The following is a 22,957-nucleotide window of genomic DNA, read 5'->3' on the forward strand; positions in this document are numbered from 1 at the left end:
CCCCAGGGGTGCGGGTCCCCGGCAGGGGGACCCGCACCTGTTCACTTCCGGCCGCTGCTCACCGCGTGGTACTGCAGGTCCTGTACGGCGAAGTCCTTCTTCACCTGCCAGGGCGAGGTGACCGTCACCGCGCCGACCGATGCCTTGTTCTCCCCGTACGCCAGGGGGAACGTCTTGGCCTGGAGCCCCGCCTGTCCCGCGTAGGTCTTCTGGGCGCCGCCGATGCTCGCCTTCACCGTCGCGTCGCGGGTGAGGAAGGAGAGCACCTCCACCGTGTCCCGCGGCGTGCTCGTACCAGGGCGCGGGGCCATGAATCTGGTCTGCGTGCCCGACGTCGGCCTGGCCGCCGCGAACTGCGTGCGATGCGTCAGGTAGAGCGTGTCGCGGACGATGGCCGGCGCCTTGCCGGTCTTGAGCCAGGTCAGGTAGTAGGACGAGATGTCCAAATAGGCGCCGCCGTTGTGCACGCTGGGCGCGAACTGGGTGCCCTCGGAGAAGTCGTTCCAGGTGGTCAGCTGGATCCAGTCCGCGTCTTCCGAGATGGCCTTCTCCCAGGTGAGGCGGAGGTTCTCGGTGTTGTTGGCCTCGTCGTAGATGCTCTGGTTGGGCCGCTCGTCCTGGACGGACACCGGCTGCATCCAGATCTTGTCCATGCCGTGCGCCTTGGCGACGTTCGAGGCGATGCCGCTCTGGCCCGCCGGGCTGCGGTTGCCCCAGTTGGAGAAGCCGTAGCTGATCGGCGCGAAGGCCGCGGCGTTCGACGGGAAATTCAGGAAGACGGGGACGAAGGCGACCGTGATGCCGTGCGTGTCCTTCATGATCTTCATGAAGTTCTGCCACCACGCGGCCGACTGCCCCTCCGCCTTGAACGGGGAGATCACCAGGCGCTTGTCGGCCAGGCGGTAGACGGACTTGGAGGCGGCGAGCTTGGCCATGGAGGCGGCCAGCGTGGCCGCGTCGGTCTTCAGCGAGGTCATGTCGGGCATCAGGACGATCTTGAAGCCCGGGTCCACCGCCTCAGCCGCCTTGATCAGCACCTGGAGGCGATCCCAGTGGGCGCTGGTGAGAGACAGGACGTCCACGGTGAAGCCGTCGAGACCGGCCGCTGCGGCGGTCTGGATCTCCTTCTTCATGTCCGCGAGCTGCCAGTCGCCTGACAGCACGCCCCTCGGCACGGGACGGTCCCTGAGCAGGCCGCCGTAGGCGGCGTGCTTGCCGTTCTCGCCGGTCGGGGTGAGGTAGTGCTTGGTGTAGTAGTCGTCGGCGCCCGCCTTGTTGTTCAGTGAGAGCGGATACGGCGTGAAGTAGTGCGCGAAGACCTTGCGCTCCGAGCCCCGCAGCGCCGCGAGGGACGGCATGGCGAACGGCAGCGGGCCGCTGGGCGTGGCCGCCTGCGTGTCGTAGCTGATCGACAGCTTGGGGCCCTGGCCCGCCGTGGCGCGCGAGGAGTGGAGCACGCCGTGGGCGCCTGACGGGGAGGTCAGCGCGAAGTCGTAGGCGCCGTTGCCGGTGAAGGCGGAGGACACGTCCAGCTTCGCCGTGCCGCCGGCGGTCAGACCCTTGTGGGTGGTGATCACCGCACCCACGGCGGGACGGTTGTCGAAGGTGAGCGTGTCGGCCGTCCACTCGCCGGTGACCGGCCGCACCTCGAGGGTGGTGTCGGTGGTCCTGACGGACTGCACGTCCAGGGTCATCTTGACGTTGACGGCGTTGTCCGGGACGTCCTTGACGGTGAAACGCATGTAGGCGCCGCGCTCGGAGGCGTTCGCGCCGTCGCAGGGGGTGGTGCAGACCGACAGCCAGGTGACGGTGTGGTGCGTCTTGCCCGGTCCGGCCTGGCTGACGTAGCTGTCCTCCTCGGACGCGAACGTGACGGTCTTCTCCGCGGCCGCCGCGACGGTCGGGGAGATCATCGTGGCGGTGCCTGCCAGGGTGACCAATAACAGGGTCATCGCGCGTATGCGCATGCTTATCGTGCCCTCCATGTAACGATATGTCCTGACATATCGCATGACAACGGGCATGATCATAGAGCCATGGGCCCCTCCCCACGCTGACGATTACATATAATGATCGATTACATCTGCTGATCGATGCGTCTCTCAGAGCAGGCGAAACGACGGAGGGAACAGCTCGTCCGCCGGCCTGCCCAGGTGGTCGCGCAGCGAGTACGCCGCCTTCATCTCCTCGAAGTACGCCTGGGCGCGCGCCCTGAACGCCGCCTCGTCAACGCCGGGGATCACCCCGTCCCGCATGACGATCCGCCCGTCGATCACCACCGTCGACACGTCCGCGCCCGAGCAGTTCATCAGCAGCGTCCTGATCGGATCGTCGACGGGCCCGGTCCGCGGTCCCGACAGGTCGACGACCAGCAAGTCCGCCTTCGCGCCCGGCGCGAGCCTGCCCAGGTCCTCGCGGCCCAGCGCCCTGGCCCCGTTCAGCGTCGCCGCCCGGTAGTAGTCGGCCGCCGACCCCGCCTCCAGCCGCCCCGTGACCAGCTTGGCCAGGTTGTTGCCGTAGTCCATGTTGCGGATCATGTCGGGCGGGAAGGAGTCGGTGCCCAGCGCCACGTTCACCCCCGCCGCCCGGTAGCGGTCGAAGTCGCGCAGCGCGTCGCCGTACCTCACCATGGTCAGCGGGCAGTGCACGATGCCCGCCAGCGACGCCAGCCGGTCGGGCGAGCCCTCGAACGGCGTGCCGGGCGAGCCCAGGTAGAGCGCGTGCGGGACGAGCAGGCGCGGGCCGAGCAGCCCCACCTCGTCCAGCACGTCGAGCGGGTGCCTGCCGTACCACTCCTCGAGCAGTCGCAGCTCCGTCAACCCCTGCATGCAGTGCAGCCGCACCAGGCAGTCGAGCTCCTCGGCGGCCCGCGCGGTGGCTCGCATCAGATCGAGGGTGACGGTCTCGATCCTGCACGGCAGCAGCGCGCCGCGCAGCCGCCCGCCGTAGGCCCCGTCGAAGTCGCGCACGAACCTGACCGCGTCGGCCAGCCCCTTCTCGCCCAGGGCCGGCTCCCAGTGGACGTCCCGTGTGCCGGCGGCCTGGACGGGCACGCCGGACCGGTAGCTGGGCCCCAGGTACATGCGCAGCCCGAGCCGTCCGGCGATCTCGGCGACGCCGGCGAACTCCTCGTAGGACTCGGCCCACGCGCTGTGGGTCTCGGCGGCGATCGGCATCGCGGTGGTGATGCCGTTGCGGATGAGCTGCGTGAGCGCGTACTCGCGCATGAACAGCGTCTCCCCCAGGGGGAAGACCGCCGTCCTGCGGGTGGTGGCGTAGTCGAGGGACCAGTTCAGCCCGTCGGAGGCGGCATGCCACGTGTCGATGATCGCGTGGTCGATGTCGGACAGCGCGTCGAGGTCGATGAAACCGGGTCCGACGATCGCCTCGCCCGCGTCGATCACCTCGTCCACGGGTCCCTCGTAGGCCGCGCCGACATGGACGATCGAGTCGCCCGCGTAGACGACGCAGCCGTCACGGTGGATGACGTGGTCGGCGCCGTCGAAACCGATGACGTACGACGCCTTGACGAGTGTGGTGCTCACTGTTCTCTGTTTCTCCTGGTCGGCTTCCAGCCGGGACGGGGGACGGCGGCCAGCAGGGCCCTGGTGTAGTCCTCGCGCGGGTCGCGCAGCAGGTCGGCGGTGGGGCCGCGCTCCACGACCTCGCCCTTGTGCATCACGATGGCCGTGTCGCTGATCTGGTTGACGACGGCCAGGTCGTGCGAGATGAAGACGTAGCTGATCCGGCCGCGCTCGCGGATGTCGGCGAGCAGGTTGAGGATCTGGGCCTGGATGGACACGTCGAGCGCCGCGACGGCCTCGTCCAGCACCAGCACGCGGGGCTCGACGGCGATCGCGCGGGCGATGGCCACGCGCTGCCGCTGCCCGCCGGACAGCTGCCTGGGCAGCATGGCGGCGTGCCGTTCGGCGAGGCCGACCGACTCCAGCAGCTCCGTCGTGCGCCTGCGCAGCTCGGCAGGGGTGAGCGTGAAGTGCAGCGACAGGCTGGTGGCGATGACGTCGCCGACGCGCTGCAGCTTGTCCAGCGAGGAGTAGGGATCCTGGAAGACGATCTGGATCTCCCTGGCCCGCCTGCGCCGCTCCTTCGAGGCCACGCGCCCGGCCGGGCGCGGCCGCCCGCAGACGGTGATCGTCCCGCTCGTGGGCGTCTCCAGGCCGAGCAGCATCCTGGCTACCGTGGTCTTGCCGGATCCCGACTCGCCCACGATGGCCAGCGACTGACCCTCCTCGACGGTGAACGACACCTCCTGGACGGCGACCGCCTCGCCGTACACCTTGCGCAGCCCCTCGGCCTGTACCACTGTCATGGGCCCTCCTTCGCCGGTCTCATGACCAAGGTGCTGTGACTGCTGATGACCTCGACGAGCCCGGTCATGGCTCTCCCTGAAGGGTCAGCTCGGCGGCGCGGACGCAGGCGACCGTGCCGTCGAAGGACGGCCGTGCCTCGCCGCACGAGGGCATGGCGTGCGCGCAGCGGGGCGCGAAGGCGCAGCCGGGATCGGCCTCGAAGGCGGCCACGGGCCGTCCCGGGATCACGGGCAGCCGGTGCGCGACCTCCTCCAGGCTGGGGCGCGAGAGGAGCAGCCCGCTGGTGTAGGGGTGCAGGGGGGCGGCGGTCAGCTCGTGCGAGGGCCTGGCCTCCACGATCCTTCCCGCGTACATGACCGCGAGCCTGTCGCAGGTCGCCGCCGCCAACTCCAGATCGTGCGTGATCAGCAGCATCGCCATGCCGCGCTCGCGGCGCAGGTCGTCCAGGATCGCCATGACCTCCGACTGCGTCGTCACGTCGAGGGCGGTCGTCGGCTCGTCGGCGAGGATCAGGTCCGGCTCCACCGCCAGCACCGAGGCGATCATCACCCGCTGCAGCAGGCCGCCCGACAGCTCATGCGGGTACTGCCGCAGCCGCCGCGCCCCGTCGCCGATCCCCACCTCGGCGAGCAGCCGTACCGCACGCGCGACCGCCTCCCGGGCGGGGACGCCCAGATTGGTCACCATCGCCTCGGTCAGGAAGTCGCCCACGCTGCGCACCGGATTGATGTGCGCCCGGGGATCCTGGAAGATCATCGCGATCCGCCTGGCCCGCAGCTCGCGCAGCGCCCTGCCGGACGGCACGGCGACACCCTCGAACAGGATCCTCCCGCTGAGCCTGGCGCCGGGCGGCGTGAGCCCGATGACCGCGCGGGCGGTCATCGACTTGCCCGAGCCCGACTCGCCGACCAGGCCGACGGCCTCGCCGCGGCCGATCGTCAGGTCGACCTCCTCCACCAGGGTCTTCCACTCGCGCCCCGCGGGAACGGCCAGCGCCAGCCTCTCGATCGACAGCAGGCTCATCGCCGCCTCCCCAGCCGGTCGCCCAGCACGTTCACCGCGGCCACGACCAGCGCGATCATCACGCCCGCCGCGACCGCCTCCAGCGGCTGGCCGCGTTGCGCGCTGTCCAGCCCGCTCTTGACCATGAGCCCCCAGTCGGCGGTGGGCGGCTGCACGCCCAGCCCGAGGAAGGAGACCGCGGCCACGTCGATCACCGCGAAGCCCAGCGCCGACACCGACTGCGCCACGATGATCGGCCGCAGGTTCGGCAGCAGGTGGCGGGTGCAGATGGCGAAGGCCGACCGGCCCTGCACCCACGCCGCCGCCACGTACGGCAGGTTTCGCTCGCGCAGCGCCGCCGAGCGCACCACCCTGGCGACATAGGGCGTGTACGCCACGGCCAGACCGGTCACCACACCCGGGATGCCAGGGCCGAGGACGGCCACCGTGACCAGGGCGAAGACGATGCCGGGCACCGCGAACAGGATGTCGAGCAGCCGCGAGATCACCGCGTCGACCCTGCCACCCGCCCACGCGGCGGCGATCGCCAGCGTGGTCCCCGCGACGGTGGAGACGCAGATGATCAGGACGGGGCCGATGAGCGTGGTCCGCGCGCCGTACATGAGCCTGGACAGCACGTCACGACCGAGCGCGTCGGCGCCCAGCGGGTGCGCCGCCGTGCCGCCGCTGAGCGCGTTCATCAGGTCGGGGAAGTCGGGATCGTAGGGCGCCAGCAGCGGCGCCAGCAGGGTCACCGCCGCCACGGCGGCCAGCAGGACGGCGGACGCCGTACCCAGGCCGCCCAGGCGGGTCACCGCGAAAGGCGCGGATCGAGAGCTGAGTAGCACAGGTCCACCAGGAGGTTGATCAGGACGAAGGCGGTCACGAGCACGAGCACCACCGCCTGGACGATGGCGAAGTCGCGCTGCAGGATCGCCCGGACGAACAGCGAGCCGAGCCCGTCGAGGGCGAAGATGTTCTCGACCACGACCGAGCCGGCGATCAGGCCCGCGATGTTGAGCCCCGTCACCGTCACGACGGGGATCGAGGCGTTGCGCAGCACGTGCCGCCTGACGACGTGCCGCTCGGCGAAGCCGCGGGCCCGGGCCGTCTCGACGTGCTCGCGGCCCAGCTCCTCCTGCACGGAGGCGCGGGTGATGCGGGCGAGGAAGGCGGCGCTGGCCAGGCTCAGCGTGATCGCGGGCAGCGTCAGATGGTAGAGACGGTCGGGCAGGCCCTCACCCGCCCCGAAGACGGGGAACCAGCCGAGCCCGAGCGCGAAGACGATCACCAGCAGCACGCCGACGACGAACGGCGGCGTGGCCAGCAGGACGGAGGAGACGACGCCGATGACGCCCTCGACCCTGCCGCCCCGCAGGCCCGCCAGCAGGCCCATCGCGACGCCTCCCATGGAGATCAGCACGGTCGCGTAGACCACCAGCAGCGCGGTGGTCGCCACCCGCGAGCCGATGAGCGAGGAGACGTCCTGCCGGTAGACGAGCGAGCTGCCGAAGTCGCCGGTCACCGCGTCGCGCAGCCACGACACGTAACGCACGAGGAAAGGGTCGTCCAGGTGGTACTGCGCCCTGATCGCGGCGACCTGCTCGGGCGTGCCGCTCCTGTTGCCGAGCAGGAAGGCCATCGGGCCGCCCGGCACCAGGTACAGCAGGCCGTACACGAGGAAGGAGGCGACCAGCAGGACCACGGCGAGTCCTGCCAGCCGCTTCAACGCGAACCTCACTTGGCCCCCAGGCCGGCGGCCCACGGGTAGTACAGGTAGGGGAAGGACGGAACGGCGCCCGTGACCCTGTTGTTCATGTAGAGGATCACCGGCAGGTTGTTCAACGGCATCCACGCCACGTCACGGGTGACCTTGTCCTGGATGGCGGTGACCAGCGCGGCGCGGGCCGCCGGGTCGTACTCGGCCCTGGCCTTCTTGATGTCGGCGTCCACGGCGGGGTAGTCGTTGAAGTTCGTCCTGCCGCCGGCCAGGAACACCGTGTAGATGTCGAGCGGGTCGGGCACGTTGCCGTACCAGGTGGAGAAGAACGCGTCGATGCCCTCACGCGCCTTCGGGTCGCTGTAGAGGTTGCCGTACTGCTCGACCGGGATGACCTTGATCTCGATCTTCAGGCCGAGCGCCTCACCCGTGGCCTTGATCAGGTTGGCGGTCTGCTCGTGCGTGGCCGCGCTGCCCTGGATGCCGATCGTGATCGGCTGGGTCGGCGAGCCGGCCTCGGTCAGCAGCTGCTTGGCCTTGGCCAGGTCCTGCGTCTCCGGCGGCAACGCGTCGTAGGCCTGCTTGAAGGCGGCCTGCTCGTAGCCCCAGTACTCGGCGCCCGCGAGCGTGCGCTGGGGGGCGGCGGTGCCCTGGAAGACGACCTTGGAGATGGCCGCCCTATCGAGTGCGAGCGAGAGCGCCTGGCGGACCTTCGGATCGGCGTAGGGGCCCGACTTGGCGGCGCTGAGCAGCGTCCAGAACGTCAGCGACTTGCCCAGCGTGACCGACCCGGTCGTGGAGCCGCGCAACTGGGCCAGCCCCGCGGGCGGCAGGTAGAAGTACTGGCCGTCCACCTCGCCGGAGCGCAGCGCGTTGACCGCGGTCGTCTCGTCGGCGATGAACCGGAACACCAGCTCCTTGGACTTCGCGGCGAGCGCAGGGTCCCAGTAGGAGTCGTTGCGGGCCAGCGTGAGCGAGTCACCCGGCTTCCACCCCTTGAACGTGAAGGGCCCGGTGCACATGACGCCGGTGGTCGGCGAGCCCAGGTCCTTCTTGCCCGCGTACTCCTCCGACACGATGGCGCCCGCCGCCGTGGCCATGGCCTGGTTGAACAGCACGTCGGGCTGCTTCAGGGTCACCGTGACCTGCATCGGCCCGGTCGCCTCGATCGTGTCGACGGTGTGGAAGTAGTCACCCCACCAGGTGCCGAGCGCCGGGTCCAGATGCCTGTTCAGGCTGGCGGCCACGTCCTTGGCGGTCAGCTCCTTGCCGTCCCAGAACTTCACGCCCTTCCTGATCGTGTAGACCCAGGTCGTCGGCGTCGGGTTGTCCGCCTTCTCCGCCAGGCCCGGCTCGACCCGGAAATCGGGGGTGAGCCGCAGCAGGCTCTCGCACATGTTGGCCAGCGCGGTGTTCTCCGCGTAGTTGAACGACCTGATCGGGTCGACGGTCTGCGGCTCGTACGGCAGGTTCCACGTCACCTTGTCCAGGCCCTTGGCCGCCGCGGTGGTCGAGGTCTTCAGGTCGAGCGCCGCAGGCGTGTCCTGCGCAGGCGCCTGCGCCTGCTGCTGGGGCGCGCCGCCGCAGGCGGCGAGGGCAAGGGCGAGCCCTGCGAGGGGTACGGCACGACGGATCATCGAAGGGACCTTTCGAGGAGGCGTCCGTCCTGGGCGATCACGACCCCGCCACGGACGACGAACAGGGGGACGGGCCGGTCCACGACGACCTCGGAGACCGAGCCGCCCTGCACCAGCACGAAGTCGGCGGGGTCGCCGACCTGGAGTTCGACCCGCTCCAGACCGAGCAGCGCGGCGCCCCCGTGCGCCGCGACCGCGTAACAAGCGGCCAGCTCCTCGTCGGTGCGGGCGTCGGTGCGATACGCGAGCAGGTGCGCCCGCGCGATCATGTCGCCGTCGCCGAACGGCGTCCAGGGGTCGCGGACCCCGTCGGACCCCGCGGCCAGCAGCACGCCCGCCCTGGTCAGCGGGCCGACGGGCAGGACGGGATCCGCGCCGAGCGCGCAGGTGGCCAGCGCCACCCCGCTGCGCGCGAGCAGGTCGTCCATGGCCCTGCTCTCGGCGGTGCCCTCGCCCAGGCAGAAGGCGTGGCTGATGGTGACGGAGTGCCCGCCGGCGCGGCGGGCGATCTCCTTCACCTGGGCCATGCCCTGCTCGCCGCCGTCGTGCAGATGGATGTCGATCGGCGCGCCGGTCCGCTCGGCGATGCCGAACAGCACGTCCAGGTGGCCGTCCAGGTCGCCGTCGATGCCGATGGGGTCCAGGCCGCCGATGACGTCGGCGCCCTCGGCGAGGGAACGCTCCATCAGGTCGGCGGTGCCCGGCCTGGTCAGCAGGCCCAGTTGGGGGAAGGCGACGATCTGGACGTCGAGCAGGTCCTTGCGGGCCTGCGCGGCCTCGCGCACGCCGTGCACGTTGGCCAGGCCGTATACGGGGGCCACGTCCACGTGGGCGCGCCAGGCCCGCGTGCCGCGGGCGACGGCGGCGTCCATCAGCGCCCCCGCCCGCTCGGCCACCGACGCTGACATCTCGGCGCGCGCCCGCACGTCGCCCTCGATCAGATCCATGAGCGTCTCGGCGTGGGCACGGCTCAGCCACGGCTGGCCCCACGTCGTCTTGTCAGGGTGGATGTGCGCGTCGACGGGGGAGGGAAGCGCGAGCGCGCCCTTCCCGTCGACGGTCACGGTGTTCTCCCGCGCGGTGGCGGGGTCGGCGATGCGGCCGTCGACGACCAGCAGGTCATGGGGACGGATGTTGGTGAACAGCACGGAGCTCATGGGAGGTGATCCCCTTACTCTGAGGAGAACTCCGCACTAGAGTTATCAGACATCAGATGTTTAGAGAAGAGGACTGATGCGGAACGTGGGCCGGATCTCGCTCGTCGACGCCGCGATCGCCGAACTGCGCCAGGAGATAGTGAGCGGGGCGTGGCCGGTCGGCAGCAAGATCCCGTCGGAGAGCCAGCTGGCCGCCTCCCTGGGCGTGAGCAGGCTGTCGGTGCGCGAGGCCGTACGGGTGCTCGTCCACGCGGGACTGCTGACCACCAGGCAGGGTGACGGCACCTACGTGACGGCCAGCGACGAGTCACAGGTGGCCCTGAGGCGTCGGCTTGACAGGGCGGCGGCGATGGACATCATCGACGTACGGCGCGGCCTCGACCTGGTGGCGGCACGGCTGGCGGCCGTCAAACGGACGGACGAGGACCTCGCCCTGATGAAGGAGGCGCTGGCCCGCAGGGTCGAGGCCGGCCGTTCGGTCGACGTGGACGCCTTCGCCGACGCCGATGTGGACTTCCACCTGCTGGTCGCCCAGGCCGCGCACAACCCGGTGCTGGGCGACCTGTACCGCAGCATGAGCGACGCCCTGCGCGACAGCGTGCGGAGCGACCACTGCATGGAAAGGGCGGTGCTGGAATCGGACACCTCGCACGACGAACTGCTTGCGGCCATCGAGGCGGGGGACGCCTCGACGGCGGTGTCCGTGGCGCTCGCCATCCTCGACCAGCAGCAGAGCGACCTGTAGGACCGTGTGCCCCCGGACCTCACGGCGGCGGCTCGGAACTCCCGACACGTGATCCGCCGGCGTGTCCGCGTCCTGGCCGGTGACCTCCGTCCGGACCGGCCGAGTCGCCGCGCAGCGCCTGCCGGAGGCGAGGAAGCGACGTCGCGCTCGCCGGCGTCTCCGGGCGCCCTCCGGCCGGGCGCCACTCAGGGGTGGCGTCAGCGCGCGGCCGCGGCCGGTCCGGGATCGATCTGCCGGTGGGGCACCCTCGGGGGTGGCGTCAAGGCGCGGCCGCCGCTCGGTCGAGGTCGATGATCCTGGCTGTTGCGGTGGCCGTGGCGATGATCGCCTCATCGGCATCGAGGAGCGAGGCCTCCAGGTGGGCCACGTCTCCATCGCGGTGGACCACGCGACCCCTGCCGAAGATCCGGCCGGGACGGACCGGCCGCAGGAAGCTCGCCTTGAGCTCCAGGGTGGACTGGAACTGGTCGGGCCGCAGCGTGGCGAGGAGCGCGGGCCCCACCGTGTCGTAGAGCATCGCCGCGAGGAAGGCCCCCAGGACGTTGCCCGAAGGATTGGTGAAGTCGTCGGTCGCGGTGAACGCCAGCTCGATCGTGCCGTTCTCGACGTCCGCGTCGAGGAACTCCAACCCCAGTGTGGCCGCGGCACGAGGCAGCGGTGACCGCCCCTCCACCGCGTCCCAGAACGGCCCGGATCGCCCGCTCATCTCTCCTCCTCCGCGCTCGTTGTCCCGGTACCCGGTGGGCCGGAACCGGACCGCCCACGCGCCCGACCGTCCGGTCTGCGCGGGGCCCGACCTGGAACCTGCCGCTCAGGCTCGACGCCCCGCGCCTGAGATCTACCCGATGCGCGACCTGAGCCACTCCAACGCCGCGACGGCGGAGTCGAGGATCGAGATGTGGCCGTCCTCCGGGGACAGCCGCAGCTCGGCCGACGGGCAGTGGCGCGCGAGCCAGCGGCCGTGCGAGCTGGGCACGACCCGGTCCAGGTCACCGTGCGACAACAGGACCGGCGCGGCCACCTGGGCCGGGTCGAAGCCCCACGGGGCGACGAAGGCGAGGTCGTCGTCTATCAGCCCGCCCGTGCCCGCCTCCACGGCCGGGCCGACGACCTCACCGAACCAGGACCATCCACCGGCGAGGGCGGCGTGATCCGCCGGGGAGAACATGTCCGGGTCGTACGCGGCGGACGCCTCGTACGTCTCCTTCGAGGCGCGTCCCTCGACGGCGGCGCGCAGGGACGCCACGCCCGAGGCCGACATGCCCGCGAACCAGTCGAGCCCGTCGGCGCCGAACGGTGCGAGCCCGGCCACGCCGACCACGCCCAGAACCCGCCCGGGTAGCAGCGCGCCGCACGCGAGGGCATGGGGCGCGCCACCGGAGTGGCCCATCACCGCGAAGCGATCAATGCCGAGGGCGTCGGCGACGGCGGAGACGCAAGCGGCCGCCGACGCCACGTCCCGGCCCCGGTCGGGGGTCGATCCGCCGTACCCGGGCCGGTCGTACGACACCCAGCGGATGCCGAGCCGGTCGGCGGCCGGGAAGAGCGGCTTGGGCGGCGCGCCGATGTTCGGCGTGCCATGGTGCCAGAAGACGGCGAGACGGTCGCGGCCGCCATCCGCGCCCGTGTCGTAGACGTGCAGCGTACGGCCGTCGCCCACGCCCAGATCAAGCTCCGTCACCATGAGCCGAGCCTATCGACGACGACCGGACGGTGCCGGTTCATCCCGGGCAGGCGCGAGCCGACCCGGGCGGAGCGCGCCAAGGGCCCAGGCCCTCGGCGTCAGGGGAGGAGTCTGTCCAACGCCTTCCCGATGCGCTTCTCGGAGATCGGGGTGGGGGTGCCGAGGGTCTGGGCGAAGAAGCTGACCCGCAGCTCCTCGATCATCCACTGGATCTCCACGACGTCAGGGTCCGTCCGCCGCGCCGGTGGCAGCTTGTCGAGAACGTCGAGGTAGTCGTCCTCGACCTTGTGCACCTTGTCCATCCACTCGACGTCGCGCCACGGCTCCTCGGGGAGCTTGGCCAGTCGCCGGTCGATCGCCCTGATGTAGCGGGAGACGTCGGAGAGCCGCGCCGAGCCCGTGGCCGTGATGAAGCCGGGGTGGACGAGCTTGCCGAGCTGCTCGCGCACGTCCTCCGTCGACGCGGACGATCGCAGCGCCCCCAGCTTGAGGTTGACGTCGTGCCAGGCGGCCAGGATCTGCTCGACCTTCGACAGGATCCGCGCCGACGTGTCGTACAGCTCGGCCCGCACTTGCTGGTAGAGCCGGTCGAAGGAGACCGGGTCCCACGCGGGTCCGCCGACGTCGCGCGTCAGCTCGTCGACGGCCGCGTTGACCACGTCGTCGAACAGGGCCACCGCCCCGCCGTGCGGCGAGCGCGACAGGGACAGTTTCGCCTGGTTGGACAGGCCACCGAGCAGCGACTTGGCGGGCGAGGTGACGTTCAGCAGCAGCAGCCGCCTGGTGCCGAGCCACATGGACCTGCGCTGCTCGGCCTGCGTCTCGAAGATCTTCACGGAGACCGACGAGCCCGCGTCGACCAGCGCGGGGTAGCCCTTCATGCGCCCCTGCTCGAAGACCTTCGGCAGCGTCCCGATGCTCCAGGTGGTCAGCCCACTGCGCTCGAGGTCGTCGCCCGCCGCCGACAGCGTCTGCCGCAGCTTGGGAGCCAGGCGTTTCTTCAGCGCGTCGAGGTCCTTGTCCTCGGCGATGGTCCGCTTGCGCTCGTCGATCACCCGGTAGGTGACGCGCAGGTGGTCGGGCAGCTGGTCGAGCTGCCACGCCTCGCGCGGCACCCGCACGCCCGTCAGCCGCAGCAGCTCCCGCTCCAGAGCCTCCAGCAGCGGCTCGCCTCCGGCCTTGACGTGCTGGAGCACCTGCTTGGCGTAGTTGGGCGCGGGCACGAAGTTGCGCCTGACGTTCTTCGGCAGCGACCTGATCAGCGCGGTGACGAGCTCCTCGCGCAGACCGGGGATCTGCCAGTCGAAGCCGTCGGCGCTGACCTGGTTCAGCACCTGGAGCGGGACGTGCACGGTGACGCCGTCGGCCTCGGTGCCCGGCTCGAACTGGTAGGTCAGCTTCATGCGCTGGCCGAGCTGCCGCCAGGTGTCGGGGTAGTCGCGGGCGCTGACGTCCGCGCCCTCGTTGACCAGCATCTCGGGGGAGAACGTCAGCAGCGCCTTGTCCTGCTGCTTCTTCCACCAGGCGTCGAAGTGCCTGGCGGAGACCACGTCGGCGGGCACCCGATGGTCGTAGAAGTCGAACAGCGCCTCGTCGTCGACCATGATGTCGCGGCGGCGGGCGCGGTTCTCCAGCTCTTCGACCTCCTCCAGGAGCCGCCTGTTCTCGCGCAGGAAGGCGTGGTGGGTGTCCCAGTCGCCCTCGACGAGCGCGTGCCTGATGAACAGCTCGCGCGACAGCTCGGGGTCGATCTTGCCGTAACCGATCTTGCGGCCGACGACGAGCGGCACGCCGTACAGCGTGACCTTCTCCAGGGCGACGACGGCGCCCTGCTTCTTCTCCCAGTGCGGCTCGGAGTAGGTGCGCTTGACCAGGTGCTGGGCCAGCGGCTCGACCCAGTCGGGTTCGATCTTGGCGTTGACGCGCGCCCACAGCCTGCTGGTCTCCACCAGCTCGGCCGACATCACCCACGCCGGCTGTTTCCTGGCCAGCGCCGATCCGGGGAAGATCGCGAAGCGCGCGTTGCGCGCCCCGATGTACTCCTGGATGGGCCTGCGCCCGTCACCGGACTTCTTGTCCATGACGTCCTTGACACCCAGGTGCGACAGCAGCCCGACGAGCAACGAGACGTGGATCTGGTACGGCGAGGCGTCCTGGCTGTTGGGGTGGGCGCCGAGCGCCTGACGCAGCTGGCTGTAGATGTCCTGCCATTCGCGCACCCGCAGGTAGTTGAGGAACTCCGCCTTGCACAGCCGCCTGAACGCGCTGGAGGACAGCTCCTTCTGCTTCTCCTTCAGGTGGTTCCACAGGTTGAGGTAGGACAGGAAGTCGGATTCGGGGTCGGCGAAACGGCGGTGCTTCTCGTCGGCCTGCTGCTGCTTGTCGGAGGGCCGCTCGCGCGGGTCCTGGATGGACAGCGCGGAGGCGATCACCATCACCTCGCGCACGCAGCCGTTCTTCTCCGCCTCCAGCACCATGCGCGCCAGGCGCGGGTCGACCGGCAGGGCGGCGAGCTTGCGCCCCATCGCGGTCAGCCCGCCCGCGGCGTCGAAGGCGCCCAGCTCCTGCAGCAGGTTGACGCCGTCGCGCACCTGCCGCTGGTCGGGCGGCTCGACGAAGGGGAAGGCCGCGATGTCACCGAGCCCGATCGTCGTCATCTGCAGGATGACGCTGGCCAGGTTCGTGCGCAGGATCTCGGGGTCGGTGAACTCGGACCTGGCGAGGAAGTCCTCCTCCTCGTACAGGCGGATGCACACGCCGTCGGAGGTACGGCCGCAGCGGCCCTTTCGCTGGTTGGCCGAGGCCTGCGAGATCGCCTCGATCGGCAGGCGCTGCACCTTGGTGCGGTGGCTGTAGCGGGAGATGCGGGCGAAGCCGGGGTCGACGACGTACTTGATGCCGGGGACGGTCAGCGACGTCTCGGCCACGTTGGTGGCCAGCACGATCCTGCGGCCGGTGTGCGACTGGAACACCCTGTGCTGCTCGGCGGCCGACAGCCGCGCGTACAGCGGCAGGATCTCGGTGTTGCGGAACTCGGCCTTGGACAGCGCGTCGAAGGCGTCGCGGATCTCCCGCTCGCCCGACAGGAACACCAGGATGTCGCCCTGCCCCTCGACCACCAGCTCCTTGCAGGCGTCGACGATGCCCTGCGTCTGGTCGTCGTCCTCGGACAGCGGCCGGTAGCGCACCTCGACCGGATAGGTCCGCCCGGACACCTCGATGATCGGCGCGTCGTCGAAGTGGCGGGAGAAGCGCTCGGGGTCGATCGTGGCGCTGGTGATGATGACCTTGAGGTCGGGTCGCCTGGGCAGCAGCTGCTTGACATAGCCGAGGATGAAGTCGATGTTGAGGCTGCGCTCGTGGGCCTCGTCGATGATCAGCGTGTCGTACTGTTCCAGCAGCCGGTCGTTCTGCAACTCGGCCAGCAGGATGCCGTCGGTCATCAGCTTGACCAGCGTGGAGTCGCTCGCCTTGTCGGTGAAACGCACCTTGTAGCCGACGACGTCGCCGAGCGTGGTGTCGAGCTCCTCGGCGATGCGCTCGGCCACCGTGCGGGCGGCGATCCTGCGCGGCTGGGTGTGGCCGATGACGCCGCGCACCCCGCGGCCCAGCTCCAGGCAGATCTTCGGGATCTGGGTGGTCTTGCCGGAGCCCGTCTCACCGGCGATGATCACGACCTGGTTGTCGCGGATCGCCTCCAGGATGTCGTCCTTGCGCTGCGAGACGGGGAGGTTCTCCGGGTACCGGACGGCGGGCACCACCTCGCGGCGGCGGGTCACGCGCTGTTCGGCGCGTTCGACGTCGGCGAGGATCTCCGCGGCGATCTTCTGTTGCGCTTCGCGGGAGCGCACGCGGCGCGCGCCGTCGAGCCTGCGCCGAAGTCGCCGCTGGTCGCGCGGCATCAACGAGGGCAGGCGTGACTGGAGATCGGTGAGCGAGGAGATCAAGGAAGGCGTTCCCATACTGCTATCAGGATATGCATGCGGATCAACCGCTCATCGTGCCCGACTCATTCCCTGGCCCGCATCCCAATTACCGGGAGGGGCCGCTCACCCGGAGGAGGCCAGCAGGGCGGCGCCGATGATGCCGGCCTCGTTCTGCAGCGCGGCGGGCACCACGGGGGTGTCGATCTTCACGTGCGGCAGGAACTTGTCGGCCTTCTTGCTCACCCCGCCGCCCAGAATGATCAGGGAGGGGGAGAACAGCATCTCCACGTGCTTGAGGTAGTCCTCGACGCGCTCGGCCCACTTCTCCCACGACAGGTCGTGGTCCTCGCGCGCCTTGTCCGAGGCCCGGCGCTCGGCGTCCTTCCCGTGCAGCTCCAGGTGGCCGAGCTCGGTGTTGGGCACCAGCTTGCCTTCGGTGAACAGCGCGCTGCCGATGCCGGTGCCGAAGGTCAGCATGAGCAGGACGCCCTCGCGGTCGCGGCCCTCGCCGTAGGCCATCTCGGCGATGCCCGCCGCGTCGGCGTCGTTGACCACCCGCGCCCCGCCGAACAGCTTGCTCGCGTCGACGCCCACCCATGAGTGGTGCACGTTGGCCGCGGTCCGCACGACGCCGTTGACGACCACGCCGGGGAAGGTGACGCCGACGGGACCGTCCCACGAGAAGTGCTCGACGATCTGCGACACCACCTCGGCCACGCCTTCGGGCTTGGCCGGCTGCGGCGTCGGGATGCGCAGCCGCTCGGCGGTCAGCCTGCCCTCCTTCACGTCCACCGGGGCGCCCTTGATGCCGGAGCCGCCGATGTCGATGCCGAGAACGTCCATGTCCCTGACCCTGCCCCCGAAAAGTCGTGATGAACCCGCCGCAATCCTCCCACGTATCTCGCGTCACAAGCGCACATACCAAGGAGGCAGGATGCGGCCACGCATCGTCATACTCTGCGCAGCGGCGCTGATCCTCGGCACCACCACCCCGGCGTCGGCCGGTCTCGTCTCGAGTCAGACCAGGAGCAGGTTCGACGTCGTCAACCTGGTGTCCGACATCAGGGGCAGGGCGCAGGTCACCGATCCCAAGCTGGTCAACCCGTGGGGGCTGGCCATGGGCAAGACCCTGTGGGTCTCGGCCACCGGCACCGGCGTCGCCACCGTCTACTCCGGCGCGGGCAAGAAGGAGGCCACCGAGGTCAACGTGCCGGGTGGCGCTCCCACCGGGCAGGTCTTCAACCCCACCGACGGCTTCACCGTGAAGGGAAAACCGGCCACGTTCATCTTCTCCAGCCCCAGCGGCGCCATCACCGGGTGGAACGCCGAAGCCGATCCCAAGAACGCCGTCATCGGCGCCTTCACCCGCGGCGCCGACTACAAGGGCCTGGCCATGATGAAGACGGAGGAGGGCGCGTTCCTGCTGGCCGCCGACTTCGCGGGCGGCCGCGTCCACGTCTTCGACGACGACTTCAGTCGCGTACGGCTGGCCCACCGCCAGTTCCGCGACCCGTTCCTGCCCGAGGGGTACTCCCCGTTCAACGTCTCGGTGGCGCGCGGCTCGGTCTGGGTCTCCTACGCGCTGCGCGACGCCCAGACCGGCAAGTCCGTCGCGGGCAGAGGCAAGGGCTTCGTCAGCCGCTTCGACGCCTCGGGCCGCTTCACCGGGCGGCTGGCCGCCCGCGGCCCGCTCAACGCCCCGTGGGCCGTGACCGTCGCGCCGCGCGGCTTCGGGCAGTACGCGGGCGCGATCCTGGTCGGCAACTTCGGCGACGGCTGGATCCACGCCTTCAGGAACGGCCGCCATCTCGGCCCGCTGCGCGACGGGAACGGCCGCGCGATCGTGCTGCCGGGCCTGTGGGACCTGGAGCCGGGCACGGCCGCCACCGGGGGCGAGAACGCGCTCTGGTTCGCCGCCGGGATCGAGGGCGCCCAGCACGGCCTGCTCGGCCTGATCCGCCCCGCGGGCGCCCGCGCACCCCAGTCGGCGCCGTCGTCGACGCCGTCCACGTCGAACCCCGTCCCGTCGCCCGCCGCCTCCACCCCTGGTTCGGGATACGGCTACTGACGCACCGCCTCCGCCGTCCCGCAGACCGCCCCCGCGCACCGGCTCTCAGGGGTGCCGGTCCCCCCGCGGCGGGCGCGGTCGGGGAGGGGCGCTGTTGACCGTCCGGTACGGCCGGCGCGGGCCGTACCGGACGCCCGCCGTTCAGCGCAGGCCGCTCATCCAGGTCTTGACACGCCGCGCTCCGGTCACCTCGGCGGTCGTGATCGACATCATGGAGATAAAGTGCGCTCGTGAGCGAGGGAAACTTCAGCGAGTGGCTGCGCGCGCAGTGCGAGCCCACATGGACCGAGGTCGTCACCCACCCGTTCGCGGCGGCGATCAGCACGGGCGAGGCGGCCGCCGACGACATGCGGCGCTACCTCATCCAGGACTTCCAGTTCGTCGACACCTTCACCGCGCTGCTCGGCGCGGCGGTGGCGTGCGCCGACAGCTTCGACGCCCGCGTGCCGTACGGGCAGTTCCTCGGGCAGGTCGCCACCACCGAGGAGAAGACCTACTTCCACCGGGCGCTCGAGGCTCTCGGCGCGGACGCGGGACCGGCCGTGCTCGAACCGGTCACCGAGGACTTCCGCACACTGATGGACGAGGCCAGGACCAGCCAGGACTACCCGCTGATCGTGGCGGTGCTGTGCGTGGCGGAGTGGACCTACCTGGGCTGGGCCTCGCGCGCGGCCCAGCCGTACCCCGACGATTTCGTGTACAGGGAATGGATCGAACTGCACGAGGGGCCGGCGTTCAGGCAGTGGGTGGCGTTCCTTCGGGGCGAGCTCGACCGGCTCGGCCCCGCCCTCGGGGAGGACGGCAGGCAAGAGGTGCTGAGCGTCTTCCGCAGGGCCGTCGAACTGGAGAAGCACTTCTTCGACATGGCCGCCGGCTGAGCCGGCGGCCATGCGCCGTCCGATCGCAACCGATGCCCCCACACACAGCCCAGGCTGAGGAGGAGACCCCATGACCCCGTCCAAGGACTCGGGTAACGACGGCCCGCAGACGGTTCGCCAGCTCCGCCTGGTCGTCGAGGCGGAGGACTACGAGGCCGCCCTCGCCTTCTACCGGGACGCGCTGGGCCTGCCCGAGCAGGCCGCCTTCTCCGGCGGGGACGGCGCCCGTGTGGTGATCCTCGACGCGGGGCGGGCCACGCTGGAGATCGCGAACCCCGCGCAGAAGCGGATGATCGACGATGTCGAGGTGGGCCGCCAGGTGGCGCCCAAGATCCGGGTCGCGTTCGAGGTCGACGACGCCCGGGCCACCACCGAGCGGCTGCTCTCGGCCGGTGCCGACGAGGTCGCGCCCCCCACCGTCACGCCGTGGCAGTCGCTGAACGCGCGATTCGACGCGCCCGCGGGACTCCACATCTCGGTGTTCGAGGAACTGCGCGCCCTCGAGGAGCGCGAGTCGCTCGACGGCTTCGGGACCGAGGACCGTTCGTAGCGGTCGCTCGGCCCAGCGGCCGACCTGGTTCAGCGGCCGACCTGGTTCAGTGGCCGGCCCGGTTCAGTGGCCGAGCGCCTCGGCCAGGTCGGCCGCCGCCGTGAAGTGCACGCCGATCATGCCGAGCGCGCGGGCGGCCTCGACGTTCTCCAGCCGGTCGTCGACGAACAGGCAGCGCTCGGGCGAGACGCCCGCCACCTCGGCGGCCAGCTCGTAGATGCGCCGGTCGGGCTTGGCCAGGCCGACCCTGGCGCTGCTGACCACGGCGTCGGCGAAGTGGGTCAGGCCGAGCAGGTCGAGGTGCGCCTCCAAGGTGTCCATGGCGTTGGTCAGCAGGACCACGGGCACCCGCTCCTGCGCCTTCGCCAGCAGGGCCCTGACCTTCTCGTCCACCCAGAACGGCACCTGCGCGAACTCGGCCGCGGCCTGCCTGGCCCGCTCGTCGCCGCCGAGAGCCTCGGCGATCGACTCGACCCACTGCGCCTCGGTGATCCGGCCGAGCGTGGCCGGCAGGATGCGCTCGGGTGCGAAGGCCGTCTTCATCAGCGGCAGGCCGTAGCGGGCCTCGATGTCGGCCTGCGCGGCGTGGTCGAACTGGCGCAGGACGCCGTCGAGGTCGCTGAGAACAGCGTCGTAGGAGGAGGTCACAACCATCCATTGTGCCGGGCCAGCCTCGCCGCCTCGATCCTGTTCCTGGTGTGCGTCTTGCCGATGGCCGACGACAGGTGGTTGCGCACCGTGCTCTCCGACAGGTGCAGCCTGACGGCCAGGTCGGCGATCGTGGACCCGTCGAGCGCGGCCGACAGCACCTCGCGCTCCCTGTCGGTGAGGGGGTTGTGACCCGCGTGCAGGGCCGCGGCGGCGAGCGCGGGATCGACGACCCGCTCGCCGGCCACGGCTCTCCTGATCGCCCCGGCCAGCTCCTCGACGGGCGCGTCCTTCACCAGGAACCCCGCCGCGCCCGCCTCCATGGCTCTGCGCAGGTAGCCCGGCCTGCCGAACGTCGTCAGGATCAGCACCACGATCCCCGCCCTGTGCAGGTCGGCGGCGGCGTCGAGGCCGCTGCGCCCCGGCAGCTCGATGTCGAGCAGCGCCACGTCGGGCCGCACCGCCGTCGCGGAGGCGACGATCTCGTCGCCGTCGGCGACCTGGGCGACCACCTCCAGGTCGTCCTCCATGCCCAGCAGCAGGGCGAGCGCGTCGCGCATCATGCCCTGGTCCTCGGCGATCAACACCCTGATCACGCCGGGACCGCCACCCTGAGCGTGAACCTGCCGCCCTCGGCGGCCGCGTCGACCTCGGCGCCCCGCTCGGCCAGCCCCTTCAGCCCGTTGCCGCGGACGAACGAGGCGCCCGCCCCGTCGTTCACGATCTCCAGTACCACCCTGTCACCCTCGTCCCTCACCGAGATGACGCACCTCGTCGCCCTCGCGTGCCTGATGACGTTCGTCACCCCTTCCCTGACCGCCCAGCCGAGCAGCACGTCCGCGTCGGGCGGCGGCCGTACCTCCGACGGCGCGACCTCGGCTCGCACGCCCGCCTCCTCCAGCGCCAGGCGGGCGGCCGCCAGCTCGTCGGCCATGCCGCGCCCCCTGTACCCCGCCACGGCCGCGCGGACCTCGCTCAGCGCCCTGCGCCCGATCTCCTCGATGTCGGCGGCCTGCGCCGCTGCGGCGCCCGCGTCGCGCGGGGCCAGCCTGCGCACCGCCTCGGCCTTGACCACCACGAGCGACAGCGTGTGTCCCAGCAGGTCGTGCAGGTCGCGGGAGAAGCGCTCGCGCTCCCGCGAGACCGCGGCCCTGGCCAGTTCCTCCCTGGCCTCCGACAGCCTCATGGTGAGGTGCACGACGACGCCCGCTATGAACGTGCCCCACGCTACGGCCGCGACCCCGTCCTCGCCGCCGCCCGCCCGCAGCGTCACCAGCATCGAGGCGACCGTGATGGCGGCCAGCGCGTACGGCAGCGCCCGCCCCCGCACCACGATCCCGCACGCGATCGACACGAGCGGCAGCAGGTAGAGCCACTTGCCGCCGTAGGCCAGGCCCGTCGAGAGCGCCGCCACGGCCAGAAGGACCAGCAACGGCCACGACGCCAGCCTGATCGACAGCAGGTAGGCCGCGACCACGACGGCGAGGCCCAGCGCACCGCCCCACGTCGGCGCGCGGGCCAGCTCGTACGCCGGGAAGTAGGCCACCGCCACCCAGACGTAGAAAGGGCGCATCCTCACCTCCAGTACCGCCGGACGGTGCTCGCCGAAACGCCGGGCCCGGCGGCGCCCGTCCAGTATCCAGCCATCCGGCCGGGAACGGCCGCGCGCCCCACCAGCGGGAACGCGGGAGCGAGCAGGATCCTCACCCCTCCAGGGTCGCGGATCGCCCGCATCAGCCGAAGATTCATCGATCCCGTGTTCATCAGGACGAAAGTCCCGGGGCATTACCATCGTCCGAGACATGAAAACGCACCAGCTACCGGCGAGTCTTTGCCGGCTGTTCGAAGACGGTGGCCGCGGGCGGTCGCTCTCCTTCGGGCTGCCCGCGGGCGAGGTCGTGTGGCCGGACGGGACGGCCAGGCGTCCGGCCTTCTGGATGAGCGACGAGCCCGCGCCCGAAGGGCTGTGGGCGGCGATGCGGGCCGAGCACCCGCATTCGGGGCTGTGGCCCGTGCTGCTCGACGAGACGGCGCAGCCGTGGTCGTCGGCGCAGGTGGCGCCCGACTCACCCGACCTCGTCGACACCTTCACCGCGGCCGGGTTCATGACCGAGGTGTGGCAGGACTGGGTGTCCCAGGTGCCCGTCGAGTCGCTCGCGGAGATCGAGCCGTTCGGGCCGATCTGTCCCGGCCTGGCCGACCCGGGCCAGTTGCGCGGCGACCCAGGGCTGGTGGCCGACTGGTATGCGGGGGTGCTGGCCGGTCGGGGTATGCCGCTCGGCCTGGCCGCCGCCCGCAGGGGCGCCGACACGCTCGTCGTGATGGGCTGGCAGGGCGCCCTGCACCACAACGAGTGGATGGTCCCGCTGGCCGCCGTGGTGCGCAGCTGGGAGGAGCGCTTCGGCGCCCGCGTCGTCGCGATGGGGTTCAACACGCTGGAGCTGAGCGTGGCCGCGCCCCCTGTCACTCCCGAGCACGCGGTCCACGTCGCAGCCGAGCACTGGGCGTTCTGCCCCGACAACGTCGTGCAGGGCGCCGGCGACCTCTACGGCTACGCCGAGCAGATCATCGGGCAGTACTCGTGGTCCTTCTGGTGGGACTGAGCGCCGCC

The 22,957-nt window shown here is 70.9% G+C and carries 21 protein-coding genes; 5 read left to right on the plus strand and 16 right to left on the minus strand.

Annotation, left to right across the window (positions count from 1 at the left end):
* Nucleotides 1-41: 41 nt before the first annotated feature.
* From AC3EO4_RS15700 to AC3EO4_RS15735, 8 genes are all read right to left on the minus strand, one after another.
* The gene (locus tag AC3EO4_RS15700) at nt 42-1,952 is read right to left on the minus strand and encodes a glycoside hydrolase family 71 protein (RefSeq protein ID WP_379573761.1); all 1,911 of its coding nucleotides are present in this window, start codon (nt 1,950-1,952) and stop codon (nt 42-44) included.
* 150 nt (nt 1,953-2,102) lie between these two features.
* Nucleotides 2,103-3,545, minus strand: a complete 1,443-nt coding sequence (locus AC3EO4_RS15705) for an amidohydrolase family protein (protein ID WP_379573762.1) — start codon at nt 3,543-3,545, stop codon at nt 2,103-2,105.
* The gene (locus AC3EO4_RS15710) at nt 3,542-4,330 is read right to left on the minus strand and encodes an ABC transporter ATP-binding protein (protein ID WP_379573763.1); all 789 of its coding nucleotides are present in this window, start codon (nt 4,328-4,330) and stop codon (nt 3,542-3,544) included. Before AC3EO4_RS15710 ends, AC3EO4_RS15705 begins: the two co-directional genes overlap by 4 nt.
* 64 nt (nt 4,331-4,394) lie before the next feature.
* Nucleotides 4,395-5,354, minus strand: coding sequence for an ABC transporter ATP-binding protein (locus AC3EO4_RS15715; RefSeq protein ID WP_431896214.1), 960 nt, complete (start codon nt 5,352-5,354; stop codon nt 4,395-4,397).
* Nucleotides 5,351-6,148, minus strand: a complete 798-nt coding sequence (locus AC3EO4_RS15720) for an ABC transporter permease (protein WP_379573765.1) — start codon at nt 6,146-6,148, stop codon at nt 5,351-5,353. The genes AC3EO4_RS15715 and AC3EO4_RS15720 overlap by 4 nt, the downstream gene beginning before the upstream one ends.
* Entirely contained in the window at nt 6,145-7,074 is a 930-nt protein-coding gene (locus tag AC3EO4_RS15725; protein ID WP_431896216.1) for an ABC transporter permease, read from the minus strand. The genes AC3EO4_RS15720 and AC3EO4_RS15725 overlap by 4 nt, the downstream gene beginning before the upstream one ends.
* Complete coding sequence (locus AC3EO4_RS15730) at nt 7,071-8,690, minus strand: ABC transporter substrate-binding protein (protein WP_431896218.1); 1,620 nt, start codon at nt 8,688-8,690, stop codon at nt 7,071-7,073. Before AC3EO4_RS15730 ends, AC3EO4_RS15725 begins: the two co-directional genes overlap by 4 nt.
* Complete coding sequence (locus AC3EO4_RS15735) at nt 8,687-9,847, minus strand: amidohydrolase (RefSeq protein WP_431896220.1); 1,161 nt, start codon at nt 9,845-9,847, stop codon at nt 8,687-8,689. The genes AC3EO4_RS15730 and AC3EO4_RS15735 overlap by 4 nt, the downstream gene beginning before the upstream one ends.
* Before the next feature lie 76 nt (nt 9,848-9,923).
* On the opposite strand from AC3EO4_RS15735, the gene AC3EO4_RS15740 reads away from it, so the two are divergent.
* Nucleotides 9,924-10,592, plus strand: a complete 669-nt coding sequence (locus AC3EO4_RS15740) for a FadR/GntR family transcriptional regulator (RefSeq protein WP_379573769.1) — start codon at nt 9,924-9,926, stop codon at nt 10,590-10,592.
* Between the two features lie 259 nt (nt 10,593-10,851).
* On the opposite strand, the gene AC3EO4_RS15745 is transcribed toward AC3EO4_RS15740, so the two are convergent.
* The 4 genes from AC3EO4_RS15745 to ppgK form a co-directional block, all read right to left on the minus strand.
* The gene (locus AC3EO4_RS15745) at nt 10,852-11,298 is read right to left on the minus strand and encodes a PaaI family thioesterase (RefSeq protein WP_379573770.1); all 447 of its coding nucleotides are present in this window, start codon (nt 11,296-11,298) and stop codon (nt 10,852-10,854) included.
* A 132-nt stretch (nt 11,299-11,430) separates the two neighbouring features.
* Nucleotides 11,431-12,276 carry an alpha/beta fold hydrolase gene (locus AC3EO4_RS15750; protein ID WP_379573771.1) on the minus strand — a complete coding sequence of 282 codons (846 nt, stop codon included), beginning with the start codon at nt 12,274-12,276 and terminating at the stop codon, nt 11,431-11,433.
* Nucleotides 12,277-12,374: 98 nt separating this feature from the next.
* Nucleotides 12,375-16,238: an ATP-dependent RNA helicase HrpA gene (gene hrpA, locus AC3EO4_RS15755; protein ID WP_431896223.1), complete on the minus strand. Its 3,864-nt coding sequence runs from the start codon at nt 16,236-16,238 to the stop codon at nt 12,375-12,377.
* A gap of 87 nt (nt 16,239-16,325) precedes the next feature.
* Nucleotides 16,326-17,045 carry a polyphosphate--glucose phosphotransferase gene (gene ppgK / locus AC3EO4_RS15760; protein ID WP_379573773.1) on the minus strand — a complete coding sequence of 240 codons (720 nt, stop codon included), beginning with the start codon at nt 17,043-17,045 and terminating at the stop codon, nt 16,326-16,328.
* A 91-nt stretch (nt 17,046-17,136) separates the two neighbouring features.
* On the opposite strand from ppgK, the gene AC3EO4_RS15765 reads away from it, so the two are divergent.
* The 3 genes from AC3EO4_RS15765 to AC3EO4_RS15775 all read left to right on the plus strand — a co-directional run bounded on the left by AC3EO4_RS15765 (nt 17,137) and on the right by AC3EO4_RS15775 (nt 19,698).
* The gene (locus tag AC3EO4_RS15765; protein ID WP_379573774.1) at nt 17,137-18,270 is read left to right on the plus strand and encodes a TIGR03118 family protein; all 1,134 of its coding nucleotides are present in this window, start codon (nt 17,137-17,139) and stop codon (nt 18,268-18,270) included.
* A 230-nt stretch (nt 18,271-18,500) separates the two neighbouring features.
* Nucleotides 18,501-19,148 (plus strand): TenA family protein, encoded by a 648-nt coding sequence (locus AC3EO4_RS15770; RefSeq protein ID WP_379573775.1) that lies wholly within the window; start codon nt 18,501-18,503, stop codon nt 19,146-19,148.
* Between the two features lie 70 nt (nt 19,149-19,218).
* Nucleotides 19,219-19,698 carry a VOC family protein gene (locus tag AC3EO4_RS15775; protein WP_379573776.1) on the plus strand — a complete coding sequence of 160 codons (480 nt, stop codon included), beginning with the start codon at nt 19,219-19,221 and terminating at the stop codon, nt 19,696-19,698.
* A 63-nt stretch (nt 19,699-19,761) separates the two neighbouring features.
* Here AC3EO4_RS15775 and AC3EO4_RS15780 read toward each other — a convergent pair whose 3' ends face one another.
* Genes AC3EO4_RS15780 through AC3EO4_RS15795 form a run of 4 tightly spaced genes read right to left on the minus strand, consistent with a single transcriptional unit; the run spans nt 19,762 to nt 22,095 of the window.
* Nucleotides 19,762-20,346, minus strand: a complete 585-nt coding sequence (locus AC3EO4_RS15780; protein ID WP_379573777.1) for an HAD-IA family hydrolase — start codon at nt 20,344-20,346, stop codon at nt 19,762-19,764.
* On the minus strand, nt 20,343-20,942 hold the full coding sequence (locus AC3EO4_RS15785; RefSeq protein ID WP_379573778.1) for a response regulator transcription factor: 600 nt from the start codon (nt 20,940-20,942) through the stop codon (nt 20,343-20,345). The genes AC3EO4_RS15780 and AC3EO4_RS15785 overlap by 4 nt, the downstream gene beginning before the upstream one ends.
* A complete protein-coding gene (locus tag AC3EO4_RS15790; RefSeq protein ID WP_379573779.1) occupies nt 20,939-21,919 on the minus strand; it encodes a sensor histidine kinase in 981 nt (326 codons plus the stop codon). The genes AC3EO4_RS15785 and AC3EO4_RS15790 overlap by 4 nt, the downstream gene beginning before the upstream one ends.
* A 2-nt stretch (nt 21,920-21,921) precedes the next feature.
* Nucleotides 21,922-22,095: a hypothetical protein gene (locus tag AC3EO4_RS15795; RefSeq protein WP_379573780.1), complete on the minus strand. Its 174-nt coding sequence runs from the start codon at nt 22,093-22,095 to the stop codon at nt 21,922-21,924.
* 53 nt (nt 22,096-22,148) lie between these two features.
* Between AC3EO4_RS15795 and AC3EO4_RS15800 the strand changes: the two genes are divergently transcribed.
* Complete coding sequence (locus AC3EO4_RS15800; RefSeq protein ID WP_431896228.1) at nt 22,149-22,949, plus strand: DUF4253 domain-containing protein; 801 nt, start codon at nt 22,149-22,151, stop codon at nt 22,947-22,949.
* The last annotated feature ends 8 nt before the right edge of the window (nt 22,950-22,957 follow it).

Source organism: Nonomuraea sp. bgisy101 (assembly GCF_057708945.1).